A 9,549-nucleotide genomic window follows, 5' to 3' on the forward strand; every position below is an offset into this window, starting at 1 on the left:
ATGCCAGGCCACGCCGGACGCCGCCTGATGCACAGCGGCGTGTGCGTCATCACCGCCGCGGCGGTCGCGGTCGCGGGCGTTCTCGTCGCGGGCTGTGACGCGACTCCGCATTACAGCCCGGCCCGGAGCTACTACGTGAGTCCCCAAGGCGACGACGACCATGACGGCCGGTCCCCGGAACGGGCGTGGCGGACGCTCGAGCGCGCCGACGAAAGGGCCTTCGAGCCCGGTGACCGGCTGCTGCTTCGGGGAGATGGCCGTTTCCCGGGCGCCCTGCAGCTGGGTGAGGGCGAGGCCGGCCGGGCTGACGAGCCCGTGGTCGTGGGCAGCTACGGCGGTGGGAGGGCCACGATCGTCGCGGACACCGCCCCGGGCATCAGCGTCCACAACACCGCGGGGGTGGAAATCCGGGACCTGGAGATCGTCGGCGGGAAGGCTACCTATACCGGCCAGGGCGGCATCCATGTCTACAGCGACAGGACCGACGAGAAGAAGCTGCGGCACATATCGGTTGCCGGCGTGGACGTCTCCGGATTCCGCATCGGCATTCAGATCGGCAGTGCCGGTTTGTCGACCGGTTTCCGTGAGGTGCGGATCAAGGACTCCGTCGTGCGGAACAACAAGGACATCGGGCTCCTGACCTACGGTCCGGCGACTTACGCAGAGAGTCCCGCCGGATACGCCCACGAGGATGTGGCGATTTCAGGAGTCGAGGCGCACCACAATACGGGTGACCCGAGCGCCCACGATCGGCACACCGGCAACGGCATCGTCCTCGGGAGCGTCCGGGGCGGCCGGATCCAGGACTCCAGTACTCATGACAACGGGGCCCTCGCCTCGGCCGAAGCCCGGGAGGGCCCGATCGGCCTCTGGGGCTACGACTCCACCGGCCTCCTCCTGGAACGCAACCGCAGTTACCGCAATCACACCGGCTCACGGGTCGACGGAGCGGGCTTCGGGCTCGACTCGAACGTCTCGCGTTCGACCGTTCAGTACAACCTGTCCTACGGCAACGACGGTCCGGGATTCCATGCGTACACCAGCAAGGAGAACGACGCCCACCACAGCAACGTGTTCCGTTTCAACATCAGCAGCAATGACGGACGCAAATGGCCGGACAGAGGAGGACTGCACGTTCACGGAAACGTGATGCACGGGCTTCAGGTGTACAACAACACCGTGGTGATGACGGACACCATGCGGCCCGGCCCCGCGATACGGCTGAACGCAGAGCGCGGCAGCATGGCTTTCCGTAACAACATCCTGGTCACCGACGGCCCACCGCTTGTCGTGGCGGACAAGGCGTACCCGGCCGCACGGGTCGTGTGGCAGGGGAACGACTACTACGACAGCGCCGGCCGCGGGACCGTGCGGTGGGACGGCAGGACCTACAACGGTCTCGCGGAGTGGCGGTCCGCCACCGGCCAGGAGACGACGGACGGCCGGCGGACGGGCTTCGAGGCCGACCCCTGCTTCAGGGGAGGCAGGACGCCGGTCGTCAAGAAGGCGAGCGACGCCGCCCTGCTGGTACCCGTGTGCGACACCCTGGCCGACAAGGGCCTCGATCTGCGCTCCCTGTTCGAGATCGACGCGGGCGGGCAGGACTACTTCGGCGAGCCGCTCGGGCGGACGATGCCGGTCGGGGCCGCCCTGAGCCGGACGGACGAAGCGAGCCGCTCCGAGCGGCGGTCCCCATGACACCGTCCCACCCGGTGGTGCGGTGCCCATGACCGCCCTCCGGGGTGGTGCGGTGACCGGCGAGCACGACCACCGAGGACGTGAAGTCCCCGAGATGCACCGGCGACCGTCCACGCCTAGTCTCGGAACGGAGACCGCCCTGCAACTGCCAGGGCGAGCCGGATAGTTCCCGCCGAGCGGTCCTCGTCTGCCCTGGCGGTCAGGCCGGCCCGCGCAGGGATGCTCACCTGCGGGTTCCTTTCGCGTTCCCCTCCCGCGCGAGGAGGCGGTGTCCTTGACGCGGATCCACCGGTTGATGGCTTGCTACCTCGTCTTCGTGGTCCCCTGCACAGTTCTGTACCTGATCTATCCGGACCGGCGCACGACCATGTGGGCCGCCATCGGACTCGCCGGCGTCGCCGCCATCCTGGTGGGAATCCGCATCAACAGGCCGGCCCGTCGCTGGCCCTGGCTGGCACTCGCCGCCGCGAACCTCGCGTTCACCGCCGGTGACACGGCGTACAACGTTCTCAACAGCTTTTTCGATCAGAGCAACCCGTTCCCCTCGGTGGCGGACGGCTTCTACCTGTCCACCTACCCTCTGTTCGCGGCGGGGCTGATCGGTTTCATCCACTACCGCCGGCCGGGAAGGGACCTGCCGAGCCTGCTCGACGCGCTGATCCTCACGGCCGGTCTGGCCGTTCTCCTCTGGGTCTACCTGATCGGTCCGCTGAGTCAGGCGGCGGGAATGACCTGGATACAGCGCGCGATCTCGATCGCCTACCCGCTCGGCGACGTACTGATGCTGACGATGCTCACCCGCCTGCTCGCCTCGGGCGTCGCGCTCACGCGCAGCATGCAGTTGCTCACCCTCGGTACCCTGGGCATCCTCACGTCGGACGTACTGTACGGACTGCTGCAGTTGAAGGGCACCTGGCAGGTCGGTACCCCCATGGACCTGGGCTGGGTGGTGTTCTTCACGGCATGGGGTCTGGCCGCGCTCCATCCGACGATGCGGGAACTGACCGAACGGATGCCCCAGCGTGCTTCGCCCGCGCTCCCGCCCAAGCATAGGCTCGCCCTGCTCGCGGCCGCCTCGCTCATTGCGCCCGGAATTCTGCTCTACCAGGCCCAGCGAGGCAGGGTCATCGACGCCGGCGTCATCGCCGTGTTCTCCACGGCGCTGCTCCTCCTCGTCATCCTGCGGCTCGCGGGCGCGGTGGGAGTCCATCGACAGGCCATGGCCAGGGAACGCAGCCTGCGCATGGCGGCCGCCTCGCTGCTCACCGCCATCAGGCCCCGGGATGTCGCCAACTCCGTGGAGAAGGCGGTGAGCGCCCTGTTCGGGCCGGGCGTACCGCACAGGACCATCCTGCTGGCCGTTGAGGGGGACACGGGTCTGTACGCCGTGCGCACCGATGCTCACGCATGGAGCTGGAGGGTCAGCAGAACCGACGGCCCGGGGCCTAACCTGGTCTCCGTCCTGAGCAGTCATGAGGCCCGGCTGGTCCCACTCGAGGAGCTGGACCGACACGTGGTCGAAGGTCTGGACCATACGCAACGCGCGCTCCTGTGTCCCCTGGCCCTCCCGGACCGGCCGGCCGGGGAACCTCTCGTCGGTGCCCTGTTCGTGGCAGGGCCCGTGCACAACCTGATGGAGCTGTGGGGTTCGCTCGAGATCCTGGCCTCCCAGGCAGCGCTGGCGATGGAGCGGGTCGGACTCAGCCAGGAGGTCAACCGCCGCAACAGCGAGGCGTACTTCCGTACGCTGGTGCACAACGCCTCGGACGTCATCCTCATCCTGGACGACGACAACACCGTGCGGTACGCGAGCCCGTCGGCCGACGGCATGTTCGGCGCCGGCGGTCTCGTCGGCATGGTGTTCACGGCGCTGGTCGATCCGCTGGACCGGGAGCGGGCATGCCGGGCACTGGCGGCAATGCGGGTCACGGGCGACCACGACATGCACGAGGACTGGCGGATGCTGAGTCCCGACGGCCGGCGCACCGACGTCGAGGCCCGCTGCAGCAATCTGCGCGACGACCAGACGGTCCGCGGGCTCGTCCTGACCCTGCGGGACGTGACCGAGCAGCGGCAGCTGGAGCGGGAGCTCACGCGCCATGCCTTCCACGACTCACTGACCGGCCTGGCCAATCGCATGCTTCTCCTCGAACGCATCGAGCGGGCACTGGCGCGTGGTCGCCGGGACTCGACCATCGCCTGCGTGCTCTTCATCGACCTGGACGACTTCAAGGTCGTCAACGACACCATGGGCCACACGGTGGGGGACGAACTCCTGGCCGCTGTGGCGGCACGGCTCTTGTCGACGCTGCGGCGCAGCGACACGGCAGCACGGCTGGGCGGTGACGAGTTCGCGGTGCTGATGGAAGGGGCGAAGGTACCGCTCGACGCGGAGATACTGGCCAGCCAGGTCATCAAGACCGTCAACCAGTCGTTCCGGCTCTCCGACGGCATCGTCAGTGTGTCGGCCAGCGTGGGCATAGCCACCGCACTCGACAGTGCGGACGCGGAGGAACTGCTCGGCCACGCCGACCTCGCCCTCTACGCGGCCAAGGCTGCGGGGAAACGGCAGTGGCGCAGATATCAGCCCTCTCTCCACGCCGACATGCTGGAACGCCATGAACTCCAGGCCGGCCTGGACAGCGCGGTGGCGCAGGAGGGCTTCGCGCTCCGTTACCAGCCCATCGTCGCACTCGGCAGCGGCAGGGTCATCGGCTTCGAGGCGCTGGTGCGCTGGCCGCATCCGCGGCGGGGCCTGGTGCCGCCGGACGAGTTCATCACGCTCGCAGAGGAGACCGGTCACATCATGCCGCTCGGTTCCTGGGTACTGGAACGGGCCACGGCCGACATCACACGCTGGCAGCAGACGGTCCCAGGGCCGGTCCCGCTCAACGTGAACGTCAACGTGTCCGCACGCCAGTTCCGGGACCCGGGATTCCTGGACCAGGTGAGCCGCACACTGGAGTCGACCGGGCTGGCGCCGGGATCGCTGGTGCTGGAGCTGACCGAAAGCGTCCTGATGCGCCGTGACGAACAGGTCCAGGGCGTGATGAGGATCCTGAAGGACCTCCAGGTGAGTATCGCGATCGACGACTTCGGCACGGGGTTTTCGTCGTTGAGCTATCTCAGGGAATTTCCGATCGATGTCCTCAAGGTCGACAAGTCCTTCATCGACGACATATGCGTGGACGCCCAGCAGGTGGCACTGGTCGACGGAATCATCCGCATCGCCGACACGCTTGGCCTCCAGGTCATCGCGGAAGGCATCGAGGAGCGGGAGCAACGTGAGTTGCTGGCCGCTCTGGGCTGCCGTTTCGGGCAGGGCTATCTGTTCGCCCGTCCGATGACGGCGGACCAGGCGGAGACGCTGCTGCGCGGCGAGCGGCAGAACCGGACCGCCAGCCTGATCGACAAGGCGGGTGGTGCGGCGCTGCGGCGGCCGAGCCCGCTGCGCGAATCCCGGGCCGTCGGTCCCATGACTCCGCAGGCCTTCCCCACTCCCGCGGGAAACGAGGAAGCAATGCGCAAGGCGCCCCCCGAAGCACAAGGCGTCCGGCATGACCCGAGATGGGGAGACCTTGAGCGCCTCCGCCAGACCAGTCCCATGAGCGACGCGGTTCTTGACGAGGTCGACGGGCGACGTATCCGCTGCGGAGACCACTGGCTGACCGACTTCGCGTCATGCAATTACCTCGGCTTCGATTTCGACCCGGAGATCATGGCGTCGATCGAGCCGATGGTGCGGAAGTGGGGCACCCATCCCAGTTGGTCACGGATGATCGGCAACCCGCGACTGTACCCGCAGATCGAGGAGAGGCTCACGGAACTCCTCGGCGCCCCGGACACCTTGGTCCTCCCCACGATCACCCTGATCCACGCTTCGGTGATCCCGGCCCTGGCCGGGGAGGGCGGACATGTCTTCGTCGAGGCGGAGGCACACCGGACGGTGTACGACGGCTGCATGGTCGCCCGTGGACAGGGCGCGATCGTGCGGCGGTTCCGTGCCGACCAGCCCGACCAACTCGGTGATCTGCTGCGGGCGGTTCCCTCCGGGGTCGCCCGGGTGGTGTGCCTGGACGGCGTCAACAGCATGACGGGGAACATGCCCGACCTGGGCGAGCTCGCCGGGCTGTGCCGGGATTTCGGCGCCACACTGTACGTCGACGACGCACATGGCTTCGGCGTCATCGGTGAGCGCGGCCCGGATGAGACATCCCCCTACGGATCCCGCGGCAACGGCGTCGTGCGTCATCTCGGTGAGACGTACGACGATGTCATTCTCGTAGGGGGCTTCTCCAAGGCCTACTCCTCGCTCCTCGCCTTCATCGCCCTGCCCACCTGGCTCAAGGAGCATCTCAAGGTCGCCGCGGCACCCTACCTCTACTCCGGGCCGTCACCGATCGCCTCTCTCGCCACGGTGCTGGCCGGCCTGGACGTCAACGAGCGGCGCGGGGACGCCATTCGCGCCGACCTCCATCGCAAGACGGCCCGTGTCCTCGACCATGTCCGCCGGCTCGGCATCGGGACCCCCAACGTCCAGGGGCTGCCCATCATCGAACTCCCGCTCGCCGACGCCTCGGACATGGACGCACTGGCGCGGTTCCTCTGGGACAGGGGCATCTACGTCACACTGGCGGCCTATCCCCTGGTTCCCCGTGACCGCGTCGGGGTCCGTATCCAGGTGACGGCGCTGAACACCGACGAGGACATCGGCCGGCTCAATGACACGCTGACCGCCATGACCGAGCGGTTCGAGTTCCAGCCAAGGCTGTGAGGCACCCATCAGCGGCCCTCCCGCCGGGCATCGCCGACCGACCCGTAACCAGGACGTGGACTGGGACAAATGGCCGGTGCAGGACTACCTGGCCGAGAACTACCGGGTGCTCCATCCCTGCGACGCCGCGGTGATCAGACACCACTCGGGCTTCTACCGGCAGTTCTCACCCGGATCCATCGAACGGTCACTCGAATTTGGTGCCGGTCCGAACCTGTACCCCCTGATGCTGGCCGCCGCCGCCAGCCGCCGTGTCGAAGCCGTCGAAATCGGCGCCGGCAACGTCGCCTATCTGACCCGCCAGCTCCACGAGGGGCCCGACGAGAGCTGGCAGGCGTTCTACGCGCTGTGCCGTCGACTGGACCCCGCGCTGCCGCCCACCCTGACCGAGGCACTGTCCCGTGTGCAGGTCGTGCGCGGCGACGCGCGATCGGTCGCACGCGGCACCTACGATCTCGCTTCCATGAACTTCGTGGCGGAGAGCGTCACCGAGGACCTGGAGGAGTTCACCGAGTTCTGCCACTCCTTCGCCGCGTCCGTGCGCCCGGGCGGCCACCTCGTCGCCTCGTTCATGGAGAACATGCCGAGCTATCGCATCGGCGGGGCGTCCCGCTGGCCGGGGTGCCCGGTGGACCGGGCGGCCGTACACAGAGCTTTCGCATCCTGTACGGAGCGGCTCACGATCACCCGCATCGAAGCGGACGCCACCCTGCCCGACTACGGGGACACCGGCATGGTGCTGATGAGAGGCGTCAGAACTCGGCAGCCGGCATCTCCTGAGGGGTCCGGTATCGCGCCTTCACCGGCGAGCCCCCCGGGGAGTCCATCGCCCTCTTCAGGGTGAAGGCCGTGTCGACCAGCGCGATGTGGCTGTACGCCTGAGGAGTGTTCCCGAGCTGTCGGCGCCGCTGCGGATCCCACTGTTCGGAAAGCAGGCCCACGTCGTTGCGGATGTCCAGAACCCTTTCGAAGGCCTCGCAGGCCTCTTGCGGACGACCGGTCACGGCGAGCGCGTCGGCGAACCACAGCGAACACGCGACGAAAGCCCCCTCGGGTCCGCGCAGGCCGTCCACGCCGTGCACACCGTTGCGGGTGTGCGCATAACGGCGGAGGAACCCGTGGTCGTCCAGCGACCTGATCGCCTCTACGGTGCTCAGCACCCGCTCGTCATGAGCGGGGAGAAAACCCAGCCTCGGGATCAGCAGCGCCGAGGCGTCCAACGCCTGGGAGCCGTAGGACTGGACGAATGCCCCCTGCCGGTCGTCCCAGCCCTCCCGGCACACCTCCTGGTGCACCTCGCGGCGCATCTCCCGCCAGCGCCCCGTCGAACCGTTCGCTCCCAGCATCTGCGCCATGCGCAGGGCGCGGTCGGCGGCGACCCAGCTCATCACCTTGGAATGGACGAACTGGCGCCTGGGTCCGCGCACCTCCCACAGTCCCTCGTCGGGATCACGCCAGTGCTCACCGAGGTAGCCCATCAGCAGGTTCACCATGCTCCACATGTGGTGCTGGATGGGGATGCCCGCGCGCAGCGCGAGACAGAGTGTGTCCAGCACTTCACCGTAGACGTCCAACTGGAGCTGATCCACTGCCGCGTTGCCGAAGCGCACGGGCTGGGAGCCCTGGTATCCGCGCAGCCAATGGGCCACGGACTCCTGCAGTCGTCGCTCTCCTGCCAGGCCGTAGAGCGCCTGCAGATCCGCCGGATCACCCGCGATGGCGCGCAGCAGCCACTCCAGCCACGCCTCCGCTTCGTCCCGGAACCCGCTGCGCAGCAGACAGGACAGGGTGAGGGTGGAGTCGCGGAGCCAGCAGAACCGGTAGTCCCAGTTGCGTTCCCCTCCGATGCACTCCGGCAAGGACGTCGTCGGCGCCGCGACGATGCCGCCGGTGGGGGCGTAGGTGAGCGCCTTGAGTGTGATCAGCGAGCGCACCACCGCCTCGCGCCAGGGCCCCCGGTAACGGCACTTGGCCGCCCAGTCCTCCCAGAAGTCGATGGTGCTGCGAAGCGCGGCATGCGGGTTGCTGAAGCCGGCTATGGACAGATGGGAGGGCGACCAGATGAGCATCAGGGCGAGGTGTTCGCCCGCCGAGACCCGGAAGTCGAAGAGCATGCGGTCGTCGGCCGTGTGGACACGCACCCGCTGATCGGCGCCCAGCCACACGGAGTCCGGGCCCGCCACCGCGATGGTGTACGTCTCCGTGGAACGCATCCACGGAACCACGCGCCCGTGGTGGAAACGCAGTCGCAGCTCTCCTCGCATGTCGACCGTTCCCGCGAGGCCTTCGATCCGGCGCACCAGGCAAGGCGAACCGGCGCGCGGCGGCATGAAGTCCGTGACCTTCACCGAGCCCGACACAGTTTCCCAGAAGGTGTCCAGCACCAGGGTCTCCCCCCGGTACGCCCTGCGGTTACAGGCCTTCGCACGTGCGGGCGAGACACGCCAGTACCCGTTGTCCTGGGTACCCAGCAGCGCCGCGAAGCACGCGGCGGAGTCGAAGCGGGGAAGACACAACCAGTCCACCGACCCGTCCCGGCCGACAAGGGCAGCGGTCTCCAGGTCGCTGACGATGGCGTAGTCCTCGATCAGCCTGGCCATGAGGGGACAGCGCCGGATCCTCTTGACGTCACGGAGACAATTGTAGAATCGGTGCCGGTACGCCGCAGCCGGTGGCGCGGGCCAGCTCGCCCGGAACGCCGGGTCCGTCGAGGATCCCCGGTGCAGCCGCGCCCACACCCGCTCCCGGCCCCAAGTGGGGGAAGCACCGAGGTGAGCCCTCGCACCACGTCCGCCCAGATCGAGCACAGTCGTCATCGTCGCCGGCCGGAACGGCCGCGCCGGGGAGGGCGGGCCGGGCGCTGTGCGGCACAGTGGGCCCCCGGACACTGGACGCCGGAGCAGGCGGCTGGTGTCGCGCGTCCGCGAGGCTGACAGTCGGTGGGCGACTTCGTACGCTGATGCATGCGTTGTGGTTCCGTTGTCGCCCGGCGGGCAACTGTGGGGCGGGGGCCGCTGTCGTACCGTTGTGATCTCCCGTCATCCCTCCCCCACGCGCGCCCGTTTCGGCGTCGCCAC

At 68.3% G+C, this 9,549-nt stretch carries 4 protein-coding genes; 3 read left to right on the top strand and 1 reads right to left on the bottom strand.

Annotated features, from left to right (window positions below; genetic code table 11):
• The 3 genes from ABZY20_RS27915 (at position 1) to ABZY20_RS27925 (ending at position 7,316) form a co-directional block, all read left to right on the top strand.
• A complete protein-coding gene (locus tag ABZY20_RS27915; protein ID WP_356444749.1) occupies positions 1 to 1,698 on the top strand; it encodes a right-handed parallel beta-helix repeat-containing protein in 1,698 nt (565 codons plus the stop codon).
• Between the two features lie 295 nt (positions 1,699 to 1,993).
• Complete coding sequence (locus ABZY20_RS27920) at positions 1,994 to 6,472, top strand: aminotransferase class I/II-fold pyridoxal phosphate-dependent enzyme (protein WP_356444772.1); 4,479 nt, start codon at positions 1,994 to 1,996, stop codon at positions 6,470 to 6,472.
• Between the two features lie 55 nt (positions 6,473 to 6,527).
• The gene (locus tag ABZY20_RS27925) at positions 6,528 to 7,316 is read left to right on the top strand and encodes a class I SAM-dependent methyltransferase (protein ID WP_356444751.1); all 789 of its coding nucleotides are present in this window, start codon (positions 6,528 to 6,530) and stop codon (positions 7,314 to 7,316) included.
• On the opposite strand, the gene ABZY20_RS27930 is transcribed toward ABZY20_RS27925, so the two are convergent.
• On the bottom strand, positions 7,225 to 9,072 hold the full coding sequence (locus ABZY20_RS27930) for a glycoside hydrolase family 15 protein (RefSeq protein WP_356444752.1): 1,848 nt from the start codon (positions 9,070 to 9,072) through the stop codon (positions 7,225 to 7,227). The genes ABZY20_RS27925 and ABZY20_RS27930 overlap by 92 nt on opposite strands.
• Positions 9,073 to 9,549: the final 477 nt, after the last annotated feature.

The organism is Streptomyces sp. NPDC006624, assembly GCF_040611555.1.
Lineage (GTDB): Bacteria > Actinomycetota > Actinomycetes > Streptomycetales > Streptomycetaceae > Streptomyces.